The organism is Pseudoalteromonas sp. SWYJZ19 (assembly GCF_015864375.1).
GTDB lineage: Bacteria > Pseudomonadota > Gammaproteobacteria > Enterobacterales > Alteromonadaceae > Pseudoalteromonas > Pseudoalteromonas arctica.
Genome location: NZ_JADYXI010000006.1, coordinates 221,930 through 245,245 on the forward strand (window position 1 = coordinate 221,930; position 23,316 = coordinate 245,245).

Below are 23,316 nucleotides of genomic sequence, written 5' to 3' on the forward strand. Positions count from 1 at the left end.
AGGGCACTTATTTTTTTATTGTGAGTAGTGCGCGCCGTGTGAAGGAAGTTGTTTTTTGTCAAGAACTGCATAATCTGCTTCCATAGTAAGTCTGTGTTCACTGAACCACTTGACCACCAAAGGATAAATTATATGCTCTTGCTCATGCACGCGTTTTGCTAATGTTTCTGCTGTATCATCCTTGAGTACAGGTATTTGCGCCTGAAGAATAACGGGACCGCCGTCTAATTCTTCAGTAACAAAGTGAACACTTACGCCATGAACATCGTCTTTTGCATCAATTGCTCTTTGGTGGGTATTCAGCCCCTGATACTTAGGCAACAAAGATGGATGAATGTTCAACATTTTTCCAACATATTTTTGCACTAAGCCAGGAGTAAGAATACGCATAAACCCAGCTAATACAACTAGATTTGGCATAAAAGAGTCGATAACGTTCATTAATTGCGCATCGTACGCTTCGCGCGAGTCAAAATCTTTATGACTGAGCACTTTTGTAGCAATACCTGCTTTTTTTGCACGCTCTAGGCCATAAGCGTCTGCTTTGTTACTAATAACAGCCGCTATATGTCCGTTTATCTCGCCACGTTCGCAGGCATCTATGATGGCTTGTAAATTAGAGCCACTACCTGAGATTAAAACTACCAGACGAGTCGGTGCCATTACTTAGCACCACCTACAATTTCAACTTGCTCTTCGCCAGCTGCTGCATCTTGAATTTCACCAAGGTGCCATGCATTTTCGCCCAAGTCTTTTAGCATTGTTAAGCTTTGCTCAAGTTTGTCTGCAGGAACTACTAAAACCATACCTACACCACAGTTAAATGTACGGTACATTTCGTGTGTAGTAATATTGCCGTTTTCTTGTAGCCAGTTAAAAATAGGTGGCCACTGCCAGCTATCACCTTTAACTACAGCTTTTGCTGAAGCGGGTAATACACGTGGAATGTTTTCCCAAAAACCGCCGCCAGTAATATGCGAAAGCGCATGTACGTCAACGTTTTTGAATAACTCAAGTAAAGGTTTTACGTAAATACGAGTAGGCTCAAGTAAGGTTTCGCCTAATGTTTTACCTTCAAAGTCAGCGCTGGTATCAGCTTTTGACACTTCAAGTACTTTACGAATTAAAGAGAAGCCATTTGAATGAGGGCCGCTTGAAGCAAGTGCAATAAGCTGATCGCCTGCTGCTACTTTTGTGCCATCAATAATTTTTGATTTTTCTACAACGCCTGTACAAAAGCCTGCCATGTCGTAGTCTTCACCATCATACATACCTGGCATTTCAGCTGTTTCGCCACCAATTAGGGCGCAACCTGAAATTTCACAACCTTTGCCAATACCTGTAACTACGTCAGCTGCTGTGTCTACATCTAGTTTACCAGTTGCATAGTAATCTAGAAAAAACAGGGGTTCAGCACCTTGAACAATTAAGTCGTTTACACACATTGCAACTAAATCAATACCAACCGTATCGTGTTTTTTTAAGTCGATTGCTAAACGTAGTTTAGTACCAACGCCATCTGTGCCTGCAACTAATACTGGTTGCTTGTAGCCTTCAGGAATTTCGCAAAGTGCGCCAAAACCACCAATTCCGCCCATTACTTCAGGACGACGAGTTTTTTTAACTACGCCTTTAATACGCTCAACAAGTGCATTACCAGCGTCGATATCTACGCCCGCGTCTTTATAGCTTAGAGACTGTTTTTGTTCGCTCACAGGTTTTCCTCAAAATAGTTGTTTTGGGTTGCTTAGAAACGCGCGTATTTTACAACAATTGCAAGGTCGCGGCTAGCTCAAATGTAATTTTGAAATAATTAACAAGGACACTTGTCCGCTGTCTGTTGTTTAAATAAACAAAAAAACGCCCGTAGGCGTTTTTTTAGTATTAAAGGCGTTAAATTAACAGCTATGCTTTTGCGGTTAATATGGCTCGAAGTGGAGCGGGGTAGCCTTCAATTGTTTTACTTGTATCGTTTGGATCTAAAAAGTCGATTAACGATTCGTTTTCCATCCAATCGGTTTTGCGTTGCTCTTCAAGCGTGGTAATAGCGCAATCTTTTATTTGCACATCTTTAAAGCCAACGCGTTCCATCCATAGTTTTAATGCTGCAGTACTTGGAATAAACCAAACGTTGCGCATTTTAGCGTAGCGGTCGGTAGGGACTAATACTGTGTTTTCATCACCTTCAATTACTAGCGTTTCAAGTACAAGTTCGCCGCCTGGGCGAAGCTGCGCCTTTAACTGCGCTAAAAAGTCGATAGGTGAGCGACGATGATAAAGTACGCCCATCGAAAAAACCGTATCAAAGGCTTTAAGCTCGGGTAATGCCTCAACGCCTAGTGGTAATAAATGCACGTTTTCGTCTGGGTTATAGTGTTTAATTGCCTGAAACTGACATAAAAATAAATCAGACGGATCAATACCCACTACAAACTCTGCACCTTCACCGCGCATACGCCATAAATGATAACCAGAACCACAACCAATATCTAAAACAGTGCGGCCTTTTAATGGCTCAATATGAGGAAGTAGGCGATCCCACTTCCAATCGCTGCGCCATTCAGTGTCTATTTCAATACCGTGAACACTAAATGGGCCTTTGCGCCACGGCATCATACGTTTTAATAAATGCATCGCCTGTTTTTGTTCGCCATCACTCATCTCCCCTGACGCGCCTATTTCTACCTTGGTAGAGACATCTACATGCGTAGTTGCTACTTCAGGCAAATTTTTAAGCACTTTTTGCCATTTAGGTAAATCGCCATGGCTTGCCTCGTTTTGCCAGTGTTTTAATTGTGCCGGCAGGGTTTCTAGCCAGTGGCTAAGAGGGCTTTGTGCGATAGATGCGTAAAATTGGTTAAACCATTGAGACATAAGTCACTCTCTTTATTTAATTGCTACCATTGAGCAAAAATTAAAACATTGATACCACACTTGAGTTTGGCTAAAACCAATATCTTGTAAGCGAATAAAGTGAGCGCTGAGTGTATCTGGGCGCATAACGTTTTCGATGGCGGTACGCTTTTGGCTTATTTCAAGCTCAGAGTAGCCATTGTGACGTTTAAAGTCGTGGTGTAAATCTATTAATAAATTATCGCATAGCTCGTTTTCGGCTTTTACTTTTTCGCTAAGCAGTAATACACCGCCAGGTTTTAGATTAGCGTATATTTTTTCAAGCACGGCTTGGCGCTGAGCATGCGGAATAAACTGTAGTGTAAAGTTCATTGCTACAACTGAGGCGTTTTGAATTTCAAGCTCATTAATGTCGCCTAAAGTAACAGTAACGGGCACATCTGATTTAAAACCCTGTAAATGTACCTTGCAACGCTCAACCATCGCTTGCGAGTTATCTACCGCTATTATATGGCAGTTATCGGTACGAATATTTCGGCGCATGCTAAGCGTTACTGCACCTAGCGAGCAGCCTAAATCGTAAAGATTAGAGTTACTTTGTGCGTATTCACCGGCAAGTTTACCCATTGTACTAACAATAGTTGCATAGCCCGGTACAGAGCGCTGAATCATATCTGGAAAAACTTCGACTACATTTTGGTCAAAGCTAAAATCTTTTACTTGTTGCTCAGAGGCATAAATACTGTCTTTTATGGTCACGAAGGCAGTCTCTTTGTAAATAATAGAGTTATTTTAACATTTTATACTGGATAGTCAGTGATAAATTCAGTAGCTTGACTAGAATTATGAATAATAAGTATAAAAGAGAAGATTAAATGAGCAAAAGTAAGGTCATCAGCACAGACGATATATTAGCAACCCTTTGTCATTCAGTGACAGGCGTACTCACATCAGCCAGCGGTAATGGTATTAGCTACTCTGCCATGGTACAAAAAATAACGCGTACATGTATGCGACCAGATATTGGCTGCTTTGTTTTATTTGACGGCGGTTTTACCGGCCTTGTAATTACCAACTTTACCTCGCAAGCGGCGATGGAAATTTATGGCGATTATATGCGTAATATGGGTATGCCTGAGAATGAAATAGCGCATAGCCATTTATCAGACGACGTATCAAATGTATTAGGCGAGTTGATGAACCAAATTGTGGGCGACTTTACGTCTAAAGTGCGTGAGCAGCTTCATACTTCAATTACACAAAATCAGCCAAAAATGATGGCCATTAACAAGCAAGTGCAAATATCGGTAGATACCACGATGGATCGCCCGCAAGCCCGCCGCGTAACATTCACCACAAGTAAGCAGAATATCTTTTACTTGGAATTAGCGATGGATAAAACAGAGTTTATTAAATTACATGACTTTGATATTGCAGAAGCACTCGATCCAGACGACATAATTGAAAACGAAGCTAAAAAGAAAGCTGAAAAAGAAAGCGCAAAGGCTAAAGACATTGTGCAAGATGATGCAGATGACGACTTTATGGCAGGCTTAGGACTTTAATGTTACGTAGGTTGGTTTGAGTGAAACGAAACCCAACGTTTACACAGCTATCAGTAAGTTAATACAAATCCAGAAAAAGCGCGATTTGATATCGCGTTTTTTAGATCCCCGTTTAGCTTAGAAATAAAGTATTTTATTTACTATCAAAGTTAAATAATATTTTAAATAAGATGGATTCTATGGTTAGCCAAAAGGATTACAGCAAGTTTTACCGAATTGCTTGCAACATGTTTGAATCTGGTTTCAAATTTATAAACGAAAAAGATGATAACTATTACTTCATGAATGTTGCTTCTATCAAGCTCTTAAAGCATCTCAATACTACAGAAATGTTAATGGCTAATACGCTTGAATTTAATCATTTAGAAAAGAGTTATCTTTATTACGATAATTCGAGTGTGATAGCACTTTTAAGAGTTTCATATGAGAATTTGGTAGTAATCGCTTATCATTTTTTTGGAGATGAAATTGATCACGATGTTGTAGATTGGTACAAGCTACTTGGATATAGAAATAGGGGAAGGAATAAGCTAAGAGTTAGTAGTGTTGAATTAGATAATAAAATTCTTCAAGAACAGGAAATTATGGATGAATTAACTTCACGACTAGAATTGAACAATTTTAAAGAGCCTAAAAAGTATGATTGGAAACCTAAAAGTTGGTACGAATTAGGTAATCATCTCAATATGCCAAAGTTTCTATACGATAAATACTCTTTTTGGTCATCCCATTCCCACTCTGGTTTTGATGCTTTAATGCAAGAGAATATAAGTCATACTTATGAACCACTACAGGAAATTAAGCGAAATGAAATAAACTATTTATTTATGTCCAGTATCCTAGTGTTTTTTATTGAGGGATACGCTGAAGTTTTGTCTAAATTAGGTTATCCGTATATTTCAGATTTCGATTTGTCGGATGTTCGTAAGTTTTCAGATTTCGTAAAAGCTTATGATAAAGACAACTAAAAATTTACAAATACGGATTCTCTCCCATCGCCACTACCACACAAAATATCCTTAAGTCTAATTCCAATTGGTGATACTGCGGTTCCATGTGGCAGCAAAGTTGGTAAAAGCCTTTGTTATGGTCTTTTTCTTTAAAATGCGCTAATTCATGAACCACTAATGCTTTTAGTAGTGGCTCGGGAGCGTTTAGCAAATCGCTGTTAATCGCTAAATCGTGCTTACGGGTTTTGCCTTGCATACGGTAGGTGTGTGTACCTAATGCATTGGTGACCATGTCGCCTTGTTTTTTAAATGCAGCGCGGCCAAACGGCGGGGCATTTTTTAAATATTGTTTTTTAAGTTCGGTGGCGTAGCTATAAAGTAACTTATCGCTGGTTAGGGTATGCGCTTGTGGGTATTTTTTAAGTAAGTAGTTACTTACCTTTTTGTTGTTGATTAGGCTTAATACCTGCTCAACAATGTTTGCAGGGTAGCCGGTAAAGTAACGTGCGTATTCACTCATTTATATTCTCTAATTTTATTATTTAAAAAAGCGCTTGCTGGTGGGCTTCTTTTTCGCCCGTAAAGGGGTTTAATGCTTTGTGATTATAACCTAGGTCATTACAAAACTGGCGAGCTAATAACGGCGCTTCTCGGTTATCGGCGGTATGAAAAAACACATACGGTGTTTTACCTTCATCAAGCCATTGTTTTACTTTGCTCAGCCACGGTTTATAAAAGGGTTTATAGTCGTTTTGTAAATCGGCTATTACAAAGCGCGCCATAGGCTGCGAGCCTGTAGCAATAGCGTGCACTGGTAAATGAGGCTTTTTTTGCTGTGCATCTATTAGTGCTTCGGTAGTAGGTTTTACCGCAAATAGGGCACGCGTATCCATTGATATGCGATTTATATTGTTTGTTATTAATAGCTGATTAAGCGCTATTTCGGCTTCACCTTTTTTGAAAAATGCGGCATGGCGTACTTCTACACCGTAATTAATCTCTTTAGGTAACAGGCTAATAAACTGTGCGAGTTTGGGTAAGTCGTTTGGGCCAAAGGCTTTTGGCAATTGCAGCATGATTTGCCCGGTTTTTTCTAAAATAGGGGAGAACAAGTTTAGCCAATCAGTAAGCTCAGTTTGTATATTAGTAAGGTGGAGTTCGTGGCTAAAGCGACGATTAAACTTAAAAGTAAATTTAAAATCGTCGGGTACGCTGTTTACCCAGCGCAATACGGTGCTTGGCGAAGGGTCAGCGTAAAAGCTGGTATTGCCTTCAACAGAGTTAAAGTGTTGGGCGTATTGGCTAAGCATATCGGCGTTTTTACATTGGCTTGAAAATAAATTGCCTTTCCATGCATTACTCGACCACTGCGGGCATCCAATATATAACATACAAACTAGCGCCTTATTATAAAGTGGCGATAGTGTAGCAAATAACAAAACGAGCTGCTGTAAATTCAGGGGTAAAAGCCGTACACGCCCTAGTATCTTGATACTACTTGGGTATAATGCAGAGCTTAATTTGATTATTTTTAGATTGCTAACGGCTTTATTTGTATTGTGGTGACCTGTTTTTTAAATCACACGCCTTAAAACAAATAACTTTAACCGTTTAAGCCTTTTATCTGACAGGAAAACTATGCGCTCTATATATTGCGGACAGCTAAATAAAACTCACGTAGATCAAGAAGTAGAACTATGTGGCTGGATCAACAAACGACGTGACCTTGGTGGACTTATCTTTGTCGATTTACGCGATAGAGAAGGTTTAGTTCAAGTTGTATTCGACTCTGACATTGAAGAATTAATGAGTTCAGCTAATACACTTCGCCAAGAATTTTGTGTTCAGTTAAAAGGTGTTGTTCGCGCACGCCCAGACAGCCAAGTAAACAAAGACATGGCAACAGGGGAGATCGAAATTTTAGGTAAAGAGCTTAATATTATTAACCGCTCTGAACCATTACCGCTAGATTTTAACCAAGTAAACTCAGAAGAGCGTCGTTTAAAGTACCGTTACTTAGATTTACGTCGTTTAGAAATGAGTGACCGTATTAAATTACGTGCTAAAGCAAGCAGCTTTGTTCGTCGCTTTTTAGATGAAAACGGCTTTTTAGACATCGAAACGCCAGTACTAACTAAAGCAACGCCAGAAGGCGCGCGCGATTACTTAGTACCGAGCCGTGTTCATAAAGGTAGCTTTTACGCATTACCGCAGTCGCCACAGTTGTTTAAGCAATTGTTGATGATGTCGGGTTTTGACCGTTACTACCAAATTGTTAAATGTTTCCGTGATGAAGATTTACGTGCCGATCGCCAACCAGAATTTACCCAAATAGATATAGAGACCTCGTTCATGAGCTCTGATCAAGTACGTGGTATGACTGAAAAAATGATCCGCGAGATGTGGCAAACACTGCTAAACGTTGATTTAGGCGATTTCCCAATCATGCCTTACAGCGAGGCAATGAGCCTTTACGGTTCTGATAAGCCTGATTTACGTAACCCAATGAAATTAGTTGATATTGCTGATTTAGTGAAAGACGTAGAGTTTAATGTTTTCTCTGGTCCGGCTAACGACGAAAAAGGCCGTGTTGCTGTATTAACAGTACCAGGTGGCGCTAAGCTTTCTCGTAAACAGCTTGACGATTACACTAAGTTTATTGGTATTTACGGTGCTAAAGGCATGGCGTGGATGAAAGTAAACGACCACACTGCAGGCGCTGAAGGCGTTCAATCACCAGTGGCTAAGTTTTTAAGCGAAGACGTAATTACTAAATTGCTTGAGCGTACTAATGCACAGTCTGGCGATATTATTTTATTTGGTGCCGATAAGCGCAACACAGTAAATGAAGCTATGGGCGCACTGCGCGTTAAGATTGGTGTTGATTTAGAAATCACTAACCTTAATAGCTGGGCACCACTTTGGGTTGTAGACTTCCCAATGTTTGAAGAAGATGACGAAGGCACATTACATGCTGTACATCATCCATTCACTGCACCAAAAGATATTACTGCAAGTGAGCTTGAAGCAAACCCAGCAGCAGCAATTTCAGATGCCTACGACATGGTATTAAACGGCTACGAAGTGGGTGGCGGTTCGGTGCGTATTCATAATGCAGATATGCAAGAAACCGCATTTAGAATTTTAGGTATTAACGAGCAAGAGCAACAAGACAAGTTTGGCTTTTTACTTGATGCACTTAAATACGGCACACCACCACATGCAGGTTTAGCATTTGGTCTTGACCGTTTAGCAATGCTTTTATGTGGTACCGATAACATTCGTGACGTTATTGCTTTCCCTAAAACAACACAAGCATCGTGTTTATTAACTAACGCGCCAAGTAAACCTAACCTCGATTCGTTAGCTGAGCTTGCAATTAGTGTTGTAGAAAAAGAAGTATCAAGCGAAGAGTAATTTTTGCTTAGCTTTTAAGCTAAATTTAAAAACCCTTAAGTTATATGCTTAAGGGTTTTTTTGTGGTTAAATTTAAAGCAGTTTAAAGGTTTGTGCCGATTGCTATTATCCATATTGAAAAGGAGTTCTTATGTCATTTCATCTAACCTTATTTGGTGAGTTTTTAGCTTTTTTTATTATATTATGCATCCCTATTTTTGCTGTAATTAGCTACAAAATAGGTAAGCGTAAAAGTACTATGCCAGGTGTTTTAGCGTTTGTGGGTGGCTGTTTTGCGCTATTTCCATTGTTTGGTTTAATTTTTATTGCAGTGCTTGCTCTTAAAAAAGATTTACCTAAAAATAATGGCTACGCAGGTTAAATCTAATAGGTAAATTGTGTTGTTAAGTAACAATAAACAGTATTTTGATGAGCAATTTAATGCTTTGCAGTACGCAGAGCAGCTAACTGAAAACTCTGAGTTTGAAGAATGTATATTTATCGATTGCGACTTTTCAGGGGGGCAGTTTAAAAATTGCCGATTTATAGAATGTAGTTTTAAAAACTGTAATTTATCGTCACTTAAATGGAACTACAGTTCGCTTGAAAATGTAAGTTTTAGCCACTGTAAATTAAATAGTTTGCAATGGGCTGATGTAGATTGGCCAGCGCTTAGTATTAACGCACCGGTGAGTTTTAATTATTGTGAGCTCAGTAATAGCTCTTTTTTTGAATTAACCCTCAAAGCCCTCAAACTAACACACTGCTTTGCCAAAAATGTTGATTTTAGACACGCTGATTTAAGCAGTAGTGAATTTACAGGAACAGATTTTCGCGATAGTGAGTTTTTTCAAACTAACTTAACAAAATGTGATTTTGTAGGTGCTACAGCGTTTAATATAGATTTGAATAATAATATCTTAGCGAATGCTAAGTTTGATCGCTTCGAAGCACTTAATTTGCTTACCAGCCTTAATATAGAACTATGTGATTAATTTAGTTTAATATAATTACATATCTAGAAGCGACAGCTTGGCTGGGCTTCTAGATACTGCGTGACTGGGTAATTAACGGCTTGGGCCATTTTTATTACGTGCACTGGCAAGCTGTCTTGCGATTTCTAATAACGCAGGTGAAATATCTTCAGCGCCATCTTTAATTAGTTTTGTAACGTCACCTGATGAAAACAAACCGTCACGTGGTGATTTAATACCTAACTCACGTACAAAATCCTTCGTTTTACCAGTGCTGCCTGTTTCGATGAACTTAAAAATAATACGTTCATTGTTATTTTTAGCAGGTGCTTTTAGTGTTTCGATTTCGTCATGTATTGCAGTTAGTTTGTCTTCTAGGATTTCTATACGTTCTTGAATGCTATTGTATGATTTCATTTATTGGATCTTTTACTAAATATATTAAAACAATGGCGACTATTATCGCATAGTTTGACAATAGAGAATGCAAACCTATAAAGTAAAAGTTATTTTTAATTAAAAACAATAATTTATATAAGTTTAAATATGCAAAAAGCACTTAAAAAGCTTTTTATGTTAAGCGCACTCACCTTAACTACATCAATAATAAGCACTACAAGCTATGCAACCGACGACGTTATAACCGATAAAAGCCGCAATCGCACTATTCCTATCAATATTACATTACCAAGTAACAATGCTAAGTGTACAGAGCAAGCAAAGTGCCCTGTGGCATTTATTAATGCGGGCTACGGTATTAGTCATAACAAGTATACGTTTGCCAGTAATGCGTTTAATCAACGCGGATACTTAACAGTAGCCGTTGCACATGAACTAAAAACCGACCCTTACCTAAACCGTGAACAGCCTTACTTAACCACTCGTATGGAAAACTGGCATCGTGGTGTGGTAACGCTTAAGTTTTTAGTTAATGAGTTATCGAGTAAATACCCAGCGTACGACTTTACAAAACTCGCCTTATTTGGGCATTCAAACGGCGGTGATATTTCGGTATTATACGGCTCTATTTACCCCAATGAAGTAAGCACTATTATTACGATCGATCATCGTCGTATGTTGATCCCTCGTAATAAAAACATTCGCGTGTTTACACTACGTGGTAGTGATTACCCAGCTGATGCGAATGTGTTGTTAAACGATTCAGAGCTGGATAAGTTTCCTGTTACACAAACACTAATAGAAAAATCTCGTCATAACGATATGTACGATGGCGGGCCAAAATGGCTGGTGGATAGAATGAGTAAAGAAGTAAAAGAATTTTTAGATAGTAAATAGTTAGTTTTGTTAAAGCATAGCGCAGTGTTAGCTGCGCTATATTGCTTGTATGCTAGTTACTTTACCAGTTCACTTACAATAACAGGGTTGTTATGTAGTGTTTTATGCACAGGGCATTTGTCGGCTATTTCGAGCAAACGCTGGCGTTGCTCTTGTGTTAAATCACCGACTAGAGTGATTTTACGGGTAATGGCTTCTAGGTTACCGGTTTGCTCACAATCGTCGCAATCTTTGTTGTAATCGCGAGTGTGATCAAGCTCTACTTTAACATGCTCTAGCGCTAAATCTTTACGTGTAGCGTACATACGTAGTGTCATTGCTGTACAAGCACCAAGCCCCGCTAATAAGTGATGATACGGATCGGGGCCTAAGTTTTTACCGCCTACCTTTATTGGCTCATCTGCAAGCCAAGTATGATCTTTAGTGCTTACGTGCTGAGTAAATACATGGTCTTTTTCTTCAACAAGTACATTGCCACCCGTTAAACTTGCGGCGTATTTAGTTTTGTCATATTTGACGTAGCGATTAGCCCACGTTGCAATGATTTCTGCAGCGTAGTCGGCATCGTTTTTATTAGTAAGTAAGTGATCGGCGTTATCTAGGCTAATAAAACTTTTAGGATGCTTAGCTGATGCGTAAATTTTTTCGGCTTCACTAATATTTACCGTCGCATCAATAGGGGAGTGCATTACTAACAATGCGCGCTTAAGTTTACTAATGTGGCTTTTATCGTACTTGGCTATATCGTCTATAAACTGTTTTTTAATGGTAAATTCTCGGCCTGCTAGGCTTACCTTTGCTTCACCGGCTGCGTTAATTTCATCAAGGTGTGCTGCAAAGTTATGGGCTACGTGCTGTGCATCTGACGGCGCGCCAATGGTTGTAATAGCCGATACTTCAGGAATGTGCTCAGCAGCAGCAAGTACCGCAGCGCCGCCTAAACTGTGGCCAATAAGTAATTGCGGCGCTGCAAAATGCTCACGCAGATGATCAGCCGCTGAAACTAAATCTTGAATGTTTGATGAAAAGTTACTGTTAGCAAAGTCGCCATCGCTATTACCTAAACCCGTAAAGTCAAAACGCAGTACGGCTATGCCTTGCTGCGTAAGTGCACGGCTTATACGTGTGGCTGCTGCTATGTCTTTTCCGCATGTGAAGCAGTGTGCAAATAGCGCATAAAACTTTATGTCGCCGGCGGGGCGTTCTAGTTGGCCGGCAAGTTCTAAATCGCCGCTTTTAAAAGATACTTTTTGTCGCATGGGGAGCCTTATTTACACAAATAAAATATATTAGGGCGTGTTGACCGTTGTGGATTGAAATTTGTTCAATCTAGGGGCGATTTAATCGCGGCGCGAGGTTTGTAACCTAGTGGACTAAGTAAAAACCGAGCAACAAAGAGTTAATCGTCCCTAGAAAGAACCCAAAGGGTAGCGCATGTTTGGCATTTATGCTGCGTTATCGCCTATTTATGGGGAACAACCACACATCACAGGCTCTGCCTTGCTTAAATACCAAACAGTCTGCTACAAATTCACCCACCAAAGGTCAGCACGCCCTAGTAGACCATATATAAGTACTAAACCTTGCAAATTCAACGTTTTTTTATAAGTTGATCTTGATCAAGCCTAATGGTGGAAACGTTACTTTGCGGACATATGTCCTTATTTTTTTGAGGTCATTTGTCTATCCTCGCACAGCGCTATAATGAAGGCTTTTCTACTTTATCTTGGCAATTTGCTACTATTAAAGCAGTTCACTTCACACAACCTATTCACTGGAACGTACAATGCAATTACCTACTGTTGATTATAAAGCTCCCGATGCGGCTGCACACTTTGTTGAATCGTTAAGAAATACTGGATTTGGCGTTTTAAAAAACCACCCAATTCCACAGTCTTTAGTTGAATCTATTTACAAAAATTGGCAAGACTTTTTTAACTCAGAGCAAAAGCAGGACTTTTTATTCTCTAAAGAAACTCAAGATGGTTATTTTCCGCCTTCAGTATCTGAAGTAGCGAAAGGCTTTACAATAAAAGACATTAAAGAGTACTTTCATGTGTATCCTAAAGGCCGTGTTCCTGCAGAGCTCGAAGCTGATGTACGTGAATACTACCGTTTAGCGAGTGAATTTGCTGGTACTTTACTAAGCTGGGTTCAGGCTGAAGCGCCAGCTGATGTTCGCGCTAAATTTTCGATTGATTTAAAAGACATGATTGCCGGTTCTGAGCAAACATTGTTACGTATCCTACATTACCCACCAATGACGGGTGATGAAGAGCCAGGTGCTATTCGCGCTGCTGCTCACGGTGATATTAATTTATTAACGGTATTACCAGCTTCTAATGAGCCTGGTTTACAAGTTCAAAAAACAGATGGCGGTTGGTTAGACGTACCATGTGATTTTGGCAGCTTAATTATTAATATTGGCGACATGCTACAAGAAGCGTCGGGCGGGTATTTCCCATCGACAATTCATCGCGTGATTAACCCAACGGGTAAAGCATCTACTAAATCGCGTATTTCACTACCGTTATTTTTACATCCGCATCCAGATGTTGTGCTTTCAGAGCGCTACACGGCAGATAGCTACTTGCAAGAACGTTTACGCGAGTTAGGTGTTAAGTAACTCTTATACTTAAAGTAATTAAGTATAAATATAAAACGGCCTATGGCCGTTTTTTGCATTTTTAAGCAACTTGATCACCGGTTTAATTTTATTAAGCTATGCTCAATTGCCCGCAACGTAAATAATGGCATGCATTCTTAGCTACTACAGGTATAATGCGCGCAACTGGCTAACGTAGCCTAATTTAAAAGAGAGTTTATATGAGTTTTGAAGGTTTAGGTTTATCACAGTCTTTGGTTAATGCGGTTTTAGAAAAGGGCTATGAAACGCCAACGCCGATTCAGGCTCAAGCAATTCCTGCAATTATTGAACGCCGTGATGTTATGGCAGCAGCGCAAACAGGTACAGGTAAAACAGCGGGTTTTACATTACCACTTATTGAGCGTTTGTCGTCAGGCCCTAAAGCTAAAAGTAACCACGTACGTGCACTTATTTTAACGCCTACACGTGAGCTTGCTTTGCAAGTAAGCGAAAACGTTGAAGAGTACGCTAAGCATTCAGATGTGAGCTCATTTGTAGTTTACGGTGGCGTTAAAATTAACCCACAAATGCAGCGTCTTCGTAAAGGTGTTGATATTTTAGTAGCAACGCCGGGTCGTTTAATCGACTTACATAATCAAAATGCAGTTAAATTTGATAGCGTTGAAGTGCTTGTACTCGATGAAGCTGACCGCATGTTAGACATGGGCTTTATCCACGACATTAAACGCTTAATTGCTAAAATGCCTGCTAAACGTCAAAACTTAATGTTTTCGGCAACATTTTCTGACGAAATTCGTGCATTAGCAAAAGGGTTAATTAATGACCCTGTTGAAATTTCAGTTGCTGCAAAAAATACTACTGCAAAAAGTGTTACTCAGTGTGTTTATGCGGTAGATAAAACACGTAAAACAGCATTGCTAAGCCACTTGATTCGCACTAACGATTGGCAACAAGTATTAGTGTTTAGCCGCACAAAGCACGGTGCTAACCGCTTAGTTAAACAACTAGAGCGCGATGACATTGTAGGCGCGGCTATCCATGGTAATAAATCACAAGGCGCACGTGTTAAAGCACTTGATGGTTTTAAAAGTGGTGAAGTACGCGTACTAGTAGCAACAGACATTGTTGCACGTGGTTTAGACATTGTTGAATTACCGCATGTTGTTAACTACGACTTACCAAATGTATATGAAGATTACGTTCACCGTATTGGCCGTACAGGCCGTGCCGGTGCGTCGGGTCATGCGATTTCGTTTGTAACAACAGAAGATGCTGTTGATTTATACGGTATTGAGCGCTTTATTGGTGAGCTTATCCCACGTGCTGAAGAAGACGGTTTTGAGCCTATTAACCCAGTAGCAGAGCGCGCATTAGATGCTCGCCCACTGCCGTCTAAAAAGCCTAAGAAAAAGCAGCCTTTTAATAAGCCTAAATCTGATAGCAGCAAGCCTAACAGTAAAAAGCCAAATAATGGTGGTAATGGTACCGGCCCACGCCGTGGTGGTTCTAAAAAGCCAGCTGCTAAAACAGATGACAGCGCGAAAAACCCATGGGCAAAGCGTGAATCTGTTGGCGGTAGTGGCCAACGCCGTCGTCGCACAAATAACGATTAATGATCATATTGGCGTTTAATTAATTTAGAACTTGGTTAAAGGCTGATACAAAAAACGCGCTCTCTTCTTTTGAATAAATAGAAGCAGCGCGTTTTTTATTGCCTGTAATTTGTACTTACTGTATTGCCTACCTGATTAAATAGTTAATACCCAAGCCGACAAATAAAGTAACACTTACGCTAAGTAGTGTGCCGAGCATAACGTACTCGGTAAGTTTTTTATCTTTGCTTGCACTTAAATCGCCAAACCTAAATACCGACTTTGCCGCAAGTAAAAAGCCAAGCCCTGCAAATTGGTCAAGCAATATAAAGCTCAGCATAAGTACGCGCTCAAGCATACCTATGCTTTGCCCTGCAAGTGGTAAGCTACCAGTACTTGAAAAGTTACTTGTTAAACGCTCTAACATCATTCTTATAAATACGGCGCTAGGACTTAAAATAATTAAATAACCGCATACCACCCACAGTATTTTGGGATCAGTGAGCATATTATTAATTGCAGCCATAAAGCTATTGTTATCAGTTAGCCAAATACTGAGCGCAATAATAACGAGTATGTGCGCTATTTGATCAAGTAAAAAAGGCACCACGCCTTTATTAGAATACGATTTAGCTATATCAATAAAGTAATGGCTCAACATAATGCTCGCCGTGGCAATTAAAACACTGCTTAGTTGTTGCCACCCGAATGTGTATTCCCACACGGTAATAATGAGTGCACTTGTTACACCATGCACAAGTACATGAAAATAAAGCTTACTGGCTTTAAAGTGACGGGTGTTTCTGTCGTTTACCCAACTCATAGGTTGCCAGTAAAAATCAGCGAGTAAGTGGCCAATAATAAGCGCGACCAGTAAAAGTGAAAACTCCATTATTCACCTCCTTTAATTATATTTTTTATAACGTGTTGTGTGTGCTTAATAAAGCGTTCTATAAGTTGGTAGTGCGCTAAATTTAGTAGTTTTGTTACATTTTCGCGACTTGTTTTAAGCTCTTTAGCCAGTGCCGCGTGGCTGTTGTCTGATGATGTTAAATAGACATACAGGGCATTTGCTTGTTTTTGCGTGATTTTAGTGAGTAATACGTCGGCAAAGGCTAAATTAAGATTTAAGCTTTCATCAAGCTGCTGCTCATTAATATTAAAAACAAAGCGTTGATTACCTATTTTATCAAGGCCTTGCCCCGAAAGGGTAAAAGCAGAACCGGTTGCTGTTTTTATATCGCTGCGTGGGTTATCTATTTGCCCAAGTGCCAAGCTTTGCCGTAGCTCATAACCTGACGATTTAAGGTGTAAATATACAAGTATGGCATTTTTAAAAAGGAGCTCAGGATTATTAACTTGTAACTGAAAGGCATCGCCTCGGTATATATTCCAAAGTGTTTGCTCCCCCGAAATGTTTCGCAAACTTTGCTCTAGTTGATAAAGCATGGCATCGTATTGCTGCTTAGGGATTGTTTGCGATTTAATAATATCGCCGCTGATCACACCAATCATAAAAATCTCAAAATGGTTACTTTTTAATATGTAACCAATATTGGTTACATAAGGGTATGTAACTAATTTAGGTTACTTAAATATAAATTGCAAGGTACACTTATTTTATAACGTTACTTTTATTGCTATTAATCCTCACTAGGACACTAAATGACTTTACAAAACGAGCAGCAAAGCACGAAACCACGCGTAGGTATTTTTGTTGATGTGCAAAATATTTATTACACGTGCCGCGAGAGTTACGGAAAAAACTTTGACTACAATGCGTTTTGGCGGGTAATGCAGGCGCAATACAATATTGAGTGTGCTTTTGCGTACGCTATTTATCGAGGTGATGAAAAGCAAAATCAGTTTCAAAATATTTTGCGTGCGATTGGTTTTGACGTAAAGCTAAAGCCATTTATTCAACGCCGTGATGGAAGTGCTAAAGGCGATTGGGATGTAGGTATAACAATAGACATGTTAGAGCAGGGTAAAAGCCTTGATAAGGTTATTTTGCTCTCTGGCGATGGTGACTTTGCTTTGTTACTTGGGCATTTAAAAAATCAATATAATGTACCGTGCGATGTATACGGTGCTGACCGGTTAACCGCTGAGGTATTAAAACAAAGCGCAGAGCAATTTCATTTAATTGATAATACTTTGCTACTTTAACAGTAAAAAATAGTTAAAAAAGTGCAAGCTAAGTGCCTGCAACATGAGAGTTTTTAATACAAAGCCGTAATAGATGAATTAAGCCTTATATAGGCTTTTTTTATTACTGTAATCAATTGGGTTTGCTAAATGATTATGGTAATTTTAAAGCATAACGAGTTACCAAGGACTTACATGCTTCATTATAGCAACATGCCACTAGACAGAGGCTCAAATTTTCGTAAAGACCCATCGTGGCTTAAAGCGCAAATGTCGGCGCAAAGTAAATGGGTTTTAGTTAAAAATAATCAAACCCTATTTATTAAAGATACCCCTAAAGTAAGCTATTTAACGTATCAACAAGTGGCGCATTTAGATTTAACGAGTGCTATTTTTGTTGGTTTAAATAATGCTAAACATGGTGTGTTTGCATTGGATGTATCTGATCTGGATGAAAGCGTACTTACGCCTTTAATAGAGGGCGCTCAATTTTTTGATATTCGCCAATATGGGCCTCAAGTAACCATTAAATATGCCTCAATAGCCGCCCTTGCGAGAGGGTTATGTTATTGGCATGCCACGCACCGTTTTTGTGGGCGCTGCGGTAGTAAAAACCGTTCAGTGGAAGCAGGGCATTCTCGTGTATGTGAAAACGAAAACTGTAAGCATCCTACATTCCCGCGTACCGATCCTGCGGTAATTATGGTCGTTACTAAAGTCTTTGCTGACGGAGTAGAACGCTGTTTATTAGGTCGCCAAGCCGCGTGGCCTATTGGTATGTATTCGTCGCTTGCTGGATTTGTTGACCCAGGTGAAACACTAGAACAAGCGGTTGCGCGTGAAGTTAAAGAAGAGGCAGGTATAGAGGTTGATAACGTACGTTATGTTGCATCTCAGCCATGGCCGTTCCCATCGTCCATTATGCTTGGTTTTTTTGCAGAGGCGACATCTGAGGAAATTAACGTAGATAAAGAAGAGCTAGACGATGCAAAATGGTTTAGTCGTGAAGACTTAGAGCAATTTGGTAATTGGCACGAAGAAGGGGAGCATTTAAAGCTGCCTAGAACCGACTCTATCTCTCGTTATTTAATTGAGCATTGGCGCACAAACCCTTAAGGATTAACAATGTCGAGTAAAAGTAATAAAAACACTCAGCTGGTATCATCAGGGCGCAAAAAAGCCTATACACATGGCGTAGTAAATCCCGTTGTACAGCGTGCATCTACCATTGTATTTGATACTGTAGCAGATTTAAAAGAAGCTGCTAAAACCCGTGGCGATAAAACGTTATTTTATGGGCGCCGGGGAACAACAACACACTTTGCGCTACAAGAAGCGATTACAGAACTTGAAGGCGGCGAAGGGTGTGCACTATACCCTTGTGGCGCGGCGGCGATTAGCCAAGTATTTTTATCGTTTTTAAAAACCGGTGATCATATTTTAATGGTTGATAACGTGTACGAACCAACTCGCGATTTTTGCGATAAAATTTTAGTGGGGCTGGGCATTACAACAACCTACTACCCGCCAACCATTGGCGCAGGCATTAAAGACTACATTCAGCCAAATACCAAAGTATTGTTTTTAGAATCTCCAGGTTCTATTACGATGGAAGTGCAAGATGTGCCTGCTATGGTAAAAGTAGCCAATGAGCATAGCGTAATGACCATACTTGATAATACCTACGGCAACGGTTTGCATTATCGTCCGCTAGAGCACGGTGTTGATATTAGTATTCAGGCTGCAACGAAGTATATTGTCGGCCATTCAGACGTGATGATGGGTGTGGCTGTTGCTAATAAAAAGTACTGGCCAACCTTGCGCGAAAACTCGTACTTACTAGGGCAATGTACCAGTGCCGATGATGCGTATTTAGCGCTTAGAGGCCTGCGTACAATGGGTGTGCGTTTGAATCAACATGAAAAAGCAGCAATAGAAGTAGCTAAATGGCTTGAACAACATGAGCTTGTTGATCATATTCGCCACCCTGCATTTGAAACCTGCCCAGGGCATGAGTTTTTTAAACGTGATTTTGATGGCAGTAATGGGTTGTTTTCATTTGTGATGAAAACCGGTAATCAAAAAGCGATTGATGCATTTTTAGATAGCCTTGAGCATATTAAAATGGGCTTTTCGTGGGGCGGTTTTGAAAGTTTAGTAACGGCTAATTTAACTATGAAAGGGCTGCGTTCAAATACAGGTTGGGATTTAGGCCCGGTTATTCGCCTGCATATTGGCCTTGAAGATGTTGAAGATTTAATTAGCGATTTAAGCCAAGCACTTGAGGTTTATAAGCAGCATTTATAATTTATATCGCAATTTATGCTGTTACATTTAAATGTATTGTTACAAAGCTCACTATAGGTGAGCTTTTTTTTGCTGGTAATTCAAGGTGTTTACACTTAGTGTGGATAAATACACAGAAAATAAAAAGTCATTAAGGATAGTCAATGGCAACACCATTACCGATAAACGTAGGGCGATTAACGCAAATAGCGGGATTTGAGCTTGTACGTATGTTTTTAACTAAACGTGGACTTATTGCATTAGCTGCCTTTGCATTGGTGTGGCTAATAATACTGCGCTACCCAATAGGGCAGGCAGTAGGCATTGTAAGTGCGCCCGATTTTGAGCAAATAGCCCGTGATATATCAGGTTCTATTGGTTTAAGTAAATTATTGGATTGGCCTGAGGCCGAATTTGCTATGTACTGGTTAATAGCCCTGTATAGCTTTCCCGTTTTTGGTTTATTTATTTGTAGCGACCAAACGGTAGGCGATAGAGAGCGCGGCACACTAAGGTTTTTATCACTGCGCTCCACTCGCTTTGAAATACTGTTTGGTCGTTTTTTAGGGCAATTAGCGGTATTAGCCTGCTTAGTGGGCATTACTCTTGTGGCTACGCTTGCTGTACTAGGGTTTAGAGATCCAAGTTTACTGGCTGGTGGTTTTGCCCGTGCGCTTTCTATATTTTTAATATTAGTGATTACTCTGTGTCCATTTGTAGCACTTATGACGTTAATAAATACCTTTGCTCGCTCATCGCGTTTATCTATTGTATTGGCAATTTTATATTTTGCAGCAGGCGGTATTGTAGTTGGTATATTGCAATGGCAAATACCCGCATTAGGCTTGCTTGATTATTTATTTCCGGGTGTGCAAATAGAGTTATTAGCGGGGCAAAATTTACCATTATTAAGCGCTGTGGCTATTCCCCTTGTGCAAACTGCGGTGTTACTAAGCGTTGCTCAATGTATTTTTGCAAGGAGCTCACTATGAGACCATTAATTACAGCCAGCGGTTTGAGTAAATCGTATGGTGCAAAACTTGCGCTTAATAATGTGGACTTTGAGATTAATAAAGGCGCGCCAGTGGCGCTTGTTGGGCCAAATGGTGCGGGTAAAACCACCTTATTTAGTTTGTTGTGCGGCTATATAGCGCCAAGTAAAGGCAGCCTTGAAATATTAGGGCATAAGCCAGGGAGCGCTGCTTTATTTAATAAAGTAAGTGCATTACCGCAAGACGCACAACTTGACCCTCGTTTTAATATAGATAAGCAACTCGCCTTTTATGCAAAACTGCAAGGTATGGGCGCTAAGCAAAGCCAAACTGAGGCGCTACGTGTACTTGACTTGGTTGGCTTAAAAGAAATTGCAAAGCAGCGTGCAGGGGATTTATCGCACGGTATGCGCAAGCGCGTTACGATAGCGCAAGCACTTATTGGCGCGCCACAAATTGTAATGCTTGATGAAGCAACCGCAGGGCTTGATCCGATTCATGCCAGAGAAGTACGCGAGCTAGTATCTGAATTAAGTGAACAGGCTACGTTTATTTTAAGCTCTCACGATTTAACTGAGCTTGAACGACTATGCTCACAGGTGCTTCATTTAGATAAAGGCGTACTAAGCGAGCATCAAACAAAAACAAATAATACTGATAAACACTTTTATACATTAATGCTAAGCGAAGCTTATCAAAATGTTGAGCAACAGCTTCAAGCAATTGCAGGGGTGAGCCGAGTGTATATGAGCCAGCATAAAGAATATGTTGTTGAGTATCAACCAACGAGCGATCCACTTGATATTGCACTACTGAATTTTTGTCATCAACAACACTGGCAGTACAGGCAGTTAGTTAATGGTCACACATTAGAGAATCAAATATTTAAACAGGAGAAAGTATAATGGGTTTACTTAGCGGACTTATGGGTAATGCAAGCGAAGTTGACGATTCTGATTTAGAGAAAATCCTCGCCAATACATTAATTGACGGCGAGCAAGTGGAAAAGGCATATAAAGTAGTACGTGATATGTTTATTTTTACTAATAAGCGCTTAATCTTAATTGATAAGCAAGGTATGACCGGCTCTAAAATGGAAATGGTGAGTATTGCTTACTCTAAAATTACCAAGTTTAGTAAAGAAAGTGCAGGCCATTTTGACTTAGATGCCGAGCTAAAAATATGGGTTGGCTCAGATCCAACACCAATTAGTAAAGAGTTTAAGTCTGGCGATAATATTAACGATGTTTATCGTATTATTAGCCAACACGCGCTTTAATACGGTACATGTTTTAAGTAGTTGTTGACTAGATGTTGCAACTACTTTAATTTTACAGTTTACAACACTTCCTTACAATTAACTTAATAAATACAACTGGTTAGTTAAGTTTTCATTCAGTTTCCTAACGTTAGCATGTGCCTCGACTTTAGCAATACAGCTAGAGCATAAAAAGCAATGTACATAGGGAAGTCTTACAATGAAAAAATTAGCAGTTATTATTTCGAGCATTTTATTATCTAGCACTGCGGCTGCTGCAGACAGCTATAATTCAATTAGTAACCTAAGCTATAAAAATAGCGATAACAACGACACCGTTGCTGTAGATTCTATTTACTACTTATCTCCTAAAAAAACGTTAGGTCCGTACGATCAGTTTGAATACATCAATAAACAAACTAACGTATATGGTGGCTACGCTGATGACGACTTTGGCGATTTAACATCAGTTGGTGGTGAATACTTCATTAATGAATTTGTTGTTGGCGCATCTTACGAAAACCTAGACCCAGATTCAGGTTCTAACAGTGAGCTTTATAAACTGACGGGTGGTTACTTTTTCAACCCTGATTTACTTGCAAAAGTAACACTAGTTGAAAACAAAGACGGCGATGATTACGCATTATTTGATTTAGCTTACAACTACATGCTAAACAGCACTGATTACGTAGGTGTTACACTTACATCAGACGACGATTTTGATTACCGTGCAGTAGCTGCTAAATACTTTATTGATTTACAGCAAGGTAACTACCTTACTTTTGAAGGTAAATACGAAAGCATTGATGATGCAGAAAACCAATGGGTAGCAGAAACTAACTACTACTTCTCAAAAGCAACATCTGTATTTGCTAACTACAATAAGCAAGATACTTATAGCTTTGGTGCTCAACACTTCATCAATAAAAATATTGGTGTAAAGGTGGGTTACGAAAACAACGCTGATGATTCTGATAACGATGCGTACTTTGCTAACATGCGTTTTCAGTTTTAATTAAGTCCCGTACTTAGTTAATACAAAAGTAATATTAAAAAGCCCGCTAAATTTAGCGGGCTTTGTCGTTTTTAAACGTTTGAGCTTTTAACTATAAACTTTTACCAGTCATAATTACGGCCTTTATTATGCTCATCTAAATAACTCCTTTGAGTTATAAATAGAGTCGCCATGAATGGCTAAATTGTTATTAAAGTCATTAAGTGCGGTCGATGATAATAGCTATAAAATAGTAAGTATTGGAGTTGTTTTTGCTAGTAAACAATGGTTATTGGAAAAAAACAGATAAAAATATGCACTGATACAAACCTATTTTTCATTATAAATACAGAAATAATGAATTAAACAGAGTAATTTTTTTGAGAAATTAAAAAAATTTAGTG

At 39.5% G+C, this 23,316-nt stretch carries 25 protein-coding genes; 15 read left to right on the top strand and 10 right to left on the bottom strand.

What is annotated here, in order from left to right; all coding sequences use genetic code 11:
• Positions 1 to 15 precede the first annotated feature (15 nt).
• The 4 genes from purN to cmoA all read right to left on the bottom strand — a co-directional run bounded on the left by purN (position 16) and on the right by cmoA (position 3,612).
• Positions 16 to 663 carry a phosphoribosylglycinamide formyltransferase gene (gene purN / locus I6F45_RS08505; RefSeq protein WP_197160238.1) on the bottom strand — a complete coding sequence of 216 codons (648 nt, stop codon included), beginning with the start codon at positions 661 to 663 and terminating at the stop codon, positions 16 to 18.
• Positions 663 to 1,715, bottom strand: a complete 1,053-nt coding sequence (gene purM, locus I6F45_RS08510) for a phosphoribosylformylglycinamidine cyclo-ligase (RefSeq protein WP_002959993.1) — start codon at positions 1,713 to 1,715, stop codon at positions 663 to 665. The genes purN and purM overlap by 1 nt, the downstream gene beginning before the upstream one ends.
• Positions 1,716 to 1,905: 190 nt before the next feature.
• Positions 1,906 to 2,874 (bottom strand): tRNA 5-methoxyuridine(34)/uridine 5-oxyacetic acid(34) synthase CmoB, encoded by a 969-nt coding sequence (gene cmoB / locus I6F45_RS08515; protein WP_197160239.1) that lies wholly within the window; start codon positions 2,872 to 2,874, stop codon positions 1,906 to 1,908.
• A gap of 12 nt (positions 2,875 to 2,886) precedes the next feature.
• A complete protein-coding gene (cmoA, locus tag I6F45_RS08520; protein WP_197160240.1) occupies positions 2,887 to 3,612 on the bottom strand; it encodes a carboxy-S-adenosyl-L-methionine synthase CmoA in 726 nt (241 codons plus the stop codon).
• A 116-nt stretch (positions 3,613 to 3,728) separates the two neighbouring features.
• Between cmoA and I6F45_RS08525 the strand changes: the two genes are divergently transcribed.
• Entirely contained in the window at positions 3,729 to 4,418 is a 690-nt protein-coding gene (locus I6F45_RS08525; RefSeq protein ID WP_197160242.1) for a DUF3334 family protein, read from the top strand.
• A gap of 227 nt (positions 4,419 to 4,645) precedes the next feature.
• The gene (locus tag I6F45_RS08530) at positions 4,646 to 5,386 is read left to right on the top strand and encodes a DUF5677 domain-containing protein (RefSeq protein WP_197160244.1); all 741 of its coding nucleotides are present in this window, start codon (positions 4,646 to 4,648) and stop codon (positions 5,384 to 5,386) included.
• 4 nt (positions 5,387 to 5,390) lie between these two features.
• Here the strand turns inward: I6F45_RS08530 and I6F45_RS08535 are convergent, their stop codons facing one another.
• Positions 5,391 to 5,888, bottom strand: coding sequence for a M48 metallopeptidase family protein (locus I6F45_RS08535; protein WP_197160245.1), 498 nt, complete (start codon positions 5,886 to 5,888; stop codon positions 5,391 to 5,393).
• Positions 5,889 to 5,910: 22 nt separating this feature from the next.
• The gene (locus I6F45_RS08540; protein ID WP_197160246.1) at positions 5,911 to 6,759 is read right to left on the bottom strand and encodes a DUF72 domain-containing protein; all 849 of its coding nucleotides are present in this window, start codon (positions 6,757 to 6,759) and stop codon (positions 5,911 to 5,913) included.
• A gap of 247 nt (positions 6,760 to 7,006) precedes the next feature.
• Here I6F45_RS08540 and aspS point away from each other — a divergent pair, with 247 nt between their 5' ends.
• The 3 genes from aspS (at position 7,007) to I6F45_RS08555 (ending at position 9,759) form a co-directional block, all read left to right on the top strand.
• On the top strand, positions 7,007 to 8,785 hold the full coding sequence (gene aspS, locus I6F45_RS08545; RefSeq protein ID WP_024609898.1) for an aspartate--tRNA ligase: 1,779 nt from the start codon (positions 7,007 to 7,009) through the stop codon (positions 8,783 to 8,785).
• Between the two features lie 130 nt (positions 8,786 to 8,915).
• Entirely contained in the window at positions 8,916 to 9,146 is a 231-nt protein-coding gene (locus I6F45_RS08550; RefSeq protein ID WP_165729303.1) for a hypothetical protein, read from the top strand.
• A gap of 16 nt (positions 9,147 to 9,162) precedes the next feature.
• Positions 9,163 to 9,759: a pentapeptide repeat-containing protein gene (locus I6F45_RS08555; RefSeq protein ID WP_197120083.1), complete on the top strand. Its 597-nt coding sequence runs from the start codon at positions 9,163 to 9,165 to the stop codon at positions 9,757 to 9,759.
• 72 nt (positions 9,760 to 9,831) lie between these two features.
• Here the strand turns inward: I6F45_RS08555 and I6F45_RS08560 are convergent, their stop codons facing one another.
• On the bottom strand, positions 9,832 to 10,155 hold the full coding sequence (locus I6F45_RS08560) for a hypothetical protein (RefSeq protein WP_010555318.1): 324 nt from the start codon (positions 10,153 to 10,155) through the stop codon (positions 9,832 to 9,834).
• Between the two features lie 129 nt (positions 10,156 to 10,284).
• On the opposite strand from I6F45_RS08560, the gene I6F45_RS08565 reads away from it, so the two are divergent.
• Entirely contained in the window at positions 10,285 to 11,034 is a 750-nt protein-coding gene (locus I6F45_RS08565) for an alpha/beta hydrolase (protein ID WP_197160247.1), read from the top strand.
• Positions 11,035 to 11,090: 56 nt separating this feature from the next.
• Here I6F45_RS08565 and I6F45_RS08570 read toward each other — a convergent pair whose 3' ends face one another.
• A complete protein-coding gene (locus I6F45_RS08570) occupies positions 11,091 to 12,293 on the bottom strand; it encodes a bifunctional alpha/beta hydrolase/OsmC family protein (protein ID WP_197160248.1) in 1,203 nt (400 codons plus the stop codon).
• 527 nt (positions 12,294 to 12,820) lie between these two features.
• On the opposite strand from I6F45_RS08570, the gene I6F45_RS08575 reads away from it, so the two are divergent.
• Positions 12,821 to 13,660 carry an isopenicillin N synthase family dioxygenase gene (locus tag I6F45_RS08575; RefSeq protein WP_024594124.1) on the top strand — a complete coding sequence of 280 codons (840 nt, stop codon included), beginning with the start codon at positions 12,821 to 12,823 and terminating at the stop codon, positions 13,658 to 13,660.
• Positions 13,661 to 13,860: 200 nt separating this feature from the next.
• Positions 13,861 to 15,255 (top strand): DEAD/DEAH box helicase, encoded by a 1,395-nt coding sequence (locus I6F45_RS08580; RefSeq protein ID WP_197160249.1) that lies wholly within the window; start codon positions 13,861 to 13,863, stop codon positions 15,253 to 15,255.
• Between the two features lie 127 nt (positions 15,256 to 15,382).
• Here I6F45_RS08580 and I6F45_RS08585 read toward each other — a convergent pair whose 3' ends face one another.
• Together I6F45_RS08585 and I6F45_RS08590 are read right to left on the bottom strand one after the other, a co-directional pair.
• On the bottom strand, positions 15,383 to 16,126 hold the full coding sequence (locus I6F45_RS08585) for a DUF3307 domain-containing protein (protein ID WP_010555314.1): 744 nt from the start codon (positions 16,124 to 16,126) through the stop codon (positions 15,383 to 15,385).
• The gene (locus I6F45_RS08590) at positions 16,126 to 16,749 is read right to left on the bottom strand and encodes a hypothetical protein (protein WP_010555313.1); all 624 of its coding nucleotides are present in this window, start codon (positions 16,747 to 16,749) and stop codon (positions 16,126 to 16,128) included. Before I6F45_RS08590 ends, I6F45_RS08585 begins: the two co-directional genes overlap by 1 nt.
• A 150-nt stretch (positions 16,750 to 16,899) precedes the next feature.
• Here I6F45_RS08590 and I6F45_RS08595 point away from each other — a divergent pair, with 150 nt between their 5' ends.
• From I6F45_RS08595 to I6F45_RS08625, 7 genes are all read left to right on the top strand, one after another.
• Complete coding sequence (locus I6F45_RS08595) at positions 16,900 to 17,403, top strand: LabA-like NYN domain-containing protein (protein ID WP_007586991.1); 504 nt, start codon at positions 16,900 to 16,902, stop codon at positions 17,401 to 17,403.
• 174 nt (positions 17,404 to 17,577) lie between these two features.
• Positions 17,578 to 18,498 carry an NAD(+) diphosphatase gene (gene nudC / locus I6F45_RS08600; protein ID WP_165722920.1) on the top strand — a complete coding sequence of 307 codons (921 nt, stop codon included), beginning with the start codon at positions 17,578 to 17,580 and terminating at the stop codon, positions 18,496 to 18,498.
• Positions 18,499 to 18,507: 9 nt separating this feature from the next.
• Positions 18,508 to 19,689 (top strand): cystathionine beta-lyase, encoded by a 1,182-nt coding sequence (locus tag I6F45_RS08605; protein ID WP_024608065.1) that lies wholly within the window; start codon positions 18,508 to 18,510, stop codon positions 19,687 to 19,689.
• Positions 19,690 to 19,832: 143 nt separating this feature from the next.
• Entirely contained in the window at positions 19,833 to 20,660 is an 828-nt protein-coding gene (locus tag I6F45_RS08610) for an ABC transporter permease (RefSeq protein ID WP_165729310.1), read from the top strand.
• Positions 20,657 to 21,565: an ABC transporter ATP-binding protein gene (locus I6F45_RS08615; protein WP_007377980.1), complete on the top strand. Its 909-nt coding sequence runs from the start codon at positions 20,657 to 20,659 to the stop codon at positions 21,563 to 21,565. Before I6F45_RS08610 ends, I6F45_RS08615 begins: the two co-directional genes overlap by 4 nt.
• Positions 21,565 to 21,939 carry a PH domain-containing protein gene (locus tag I6F45_RS08620; RefSeq protein WP_007377979.1) on the top strand — a complete coding sequence of 125 codons (375 nt, stop codon included), beginning with the start codon at positions 21,565 to 21,567 and terminating at the stop codon, positions 21,937 to 21,939. Before I6F45_RS08615 ends, I6F45_RS08620 begins: the two co-directional genes overlap by 1 nt.
• A 199-nt stretch (positions 21,940 to 22,138) precedes the next feature.
• Positions 22,139 to 22,933: a putative porin gene (locus I6F45_RS08625; RefSeq protein ID WP_002962833.1), complete on the top strand. Its 795-nt coding sequence runs from the start codon at positions 22,139 to 22,141 to the stop codon at positions 22,931 to 22,933.
• Positions 22,934 to 23,316 lie beyond the last annotated feature (383 nt).

Excerpts from the sequence above, each read along its gene's own strand:
- I6F45_RS08625 (WP_002962833.1), top strand. The coding sequence starts at position 22,139 with ATGAAAAAATTAGCAGTTATTATTTCGAGCATTTTATTATCTAGCACT.
- nudC (WP_165722920.1), top strand. The coding sequence starts at position 17,578 with ATGCTTCATTATAGCAACATGCCACTAGACAGAGGCTCAAATTTTCGT.
- I6F45_RS08620 (WP_007377979.1), top strand. The coding sequence starts at position 21,565 with ATGGGTTTACTTAGCGGACTTATGGGTAATGCAAGCGAAGTTGACGAT.
- I6F45_RS08590 (WP_010555313.1), bottom strand. The coding sequence starts at position 16,749 with ATGATTGGTGTGATCAGCGGCGATATTATTAAATCGCAAACAATCCCT.
- I6F45_RS08580 (WP_197160249.1), top strand. The coding sequence starts at position 13,861 with ATGAGTTTTGAAGGTTTAGGTTTATCACAGTCTTTGGTTAATGCGGTT.
- I6F45_RS08530 (WP_197160244.1), top strand. The coding sequence starts at position 4,646 with ATGTTTGAATCTGGTTTCAAATTTATAAACGAAAAAGATGATAACTAT.
- cmoB (WP_197160239.1), bottom strand. The coding sequence starts at position 2,874 with ATGTCTCAATGGTTTAACCAATTTTACGCATCTATCGCACAAAGCCCT.
- I6F45_RS08560 (WP_010555318.1), bottom strand. The coding sequence starts at position 10,155 with ATGAAATCATACAATAGCATTCAAGAACGTATAGAAATCCTAGAAGAC.
- I6F45_RS08535 (WP_197160245.1), bottom strand. The coding sequence starts at position 5,888 with ATGAGTGAATACGCACGTTACTTTACCGGCTACCCTGCAAACATTGTT.
- I6F45_RS08540 (WP_197160246.1), bottom strand. The coding sequence starts at position 6,759 with ATGTTATATATTGGATGCCCGCAGTGGTCGAGTAATGCATGGAAAGGC.
- aspS (WP_024609898.1), top strand. The coding sequence starts at position 7,007 with ATGCGCTCTATATATTGCGGACAGCTAAATAAAACTCACGTAGATCAA.
- purN (WP_197160238.1), bottom strand. The coding sequence starts at position 663 with ATGGCACCGACTCGTCTGGTAGTTTTAATCTCAGGTAGTGGCTCTAAT.
- I6F45_RS08525 (WP_197160242.1), top strand. The coding sequence starts at position 3,729 with ATGAGCAAAAGTAAGGTCATCAGCACAGACGATATATTAGCAACCCTT.
- I6F45_RS08595 (WP_007586991.1), top strand. The coding sequence starts at position 16,900 with ATGACTTTACAAAACGAGCAGCAAAGCACGAAACCACGCGTAGGTATT.
- I6F45_RS08565 (WP_197160247.1), top strand. The coding sequence starts at position 10,285 with ATGCAAAAAGCACTTAAAAAGCTTTTTATGTTAAGCGCACTCACCTTA.
- I6F45_RS08570 (WP_197160248.1), bottom strand. The coding sequence starts at position 12,293 with ATGCGACAAAAAGTATCTTTTAAAAGCGGCGATTTAGAACTTGCCGGC.
- I6F45_RS08550 (WP_165729303.1), top strand. The coding sequence starts at position 8,916 with ATGTCATTTCATCTAACCTTATTTGGTGAGTTTTTAGCTTTTTTTATT.
- I6F45_RS08585 (WP_010555314.1), bottom strand. The coding sequence starts at position 16,126 with ATGGAGTTTTCACTTTTACTGGTCGCGCTTATTATTGGCCACTTACTC.
- I6F45_RS08605 (WP_024608065.1), top strand. The coding sequence starts at position 18,508 with ATGTCGAGTAAAAGTAATAAAAACACTCAGCTGGTATCATCAGGGCGC.
- I6F45_RS08575 (WP_024594124.1), top strand. The coding sequence starts at position 12,821 with ATGCAATTACCTACTGTTGATTATAAAGCTCCCGATGCGGCTGCACAC.
- I6F45_RS08615 (WP_007377980.1), top strand. The coding sequence starts at position 20,657 with ATGAGACCATTAATTACAGCCAGCGGTTTGAGTAAATCGTATGGTGCA.
- I6F45_RS08610 (WP_165729310.1), top strand. The coding sequence starts at position 19,833 with ATGGCAACACCATTACCGATAAACGTAGGGCGATTAACGCAAATAGCG.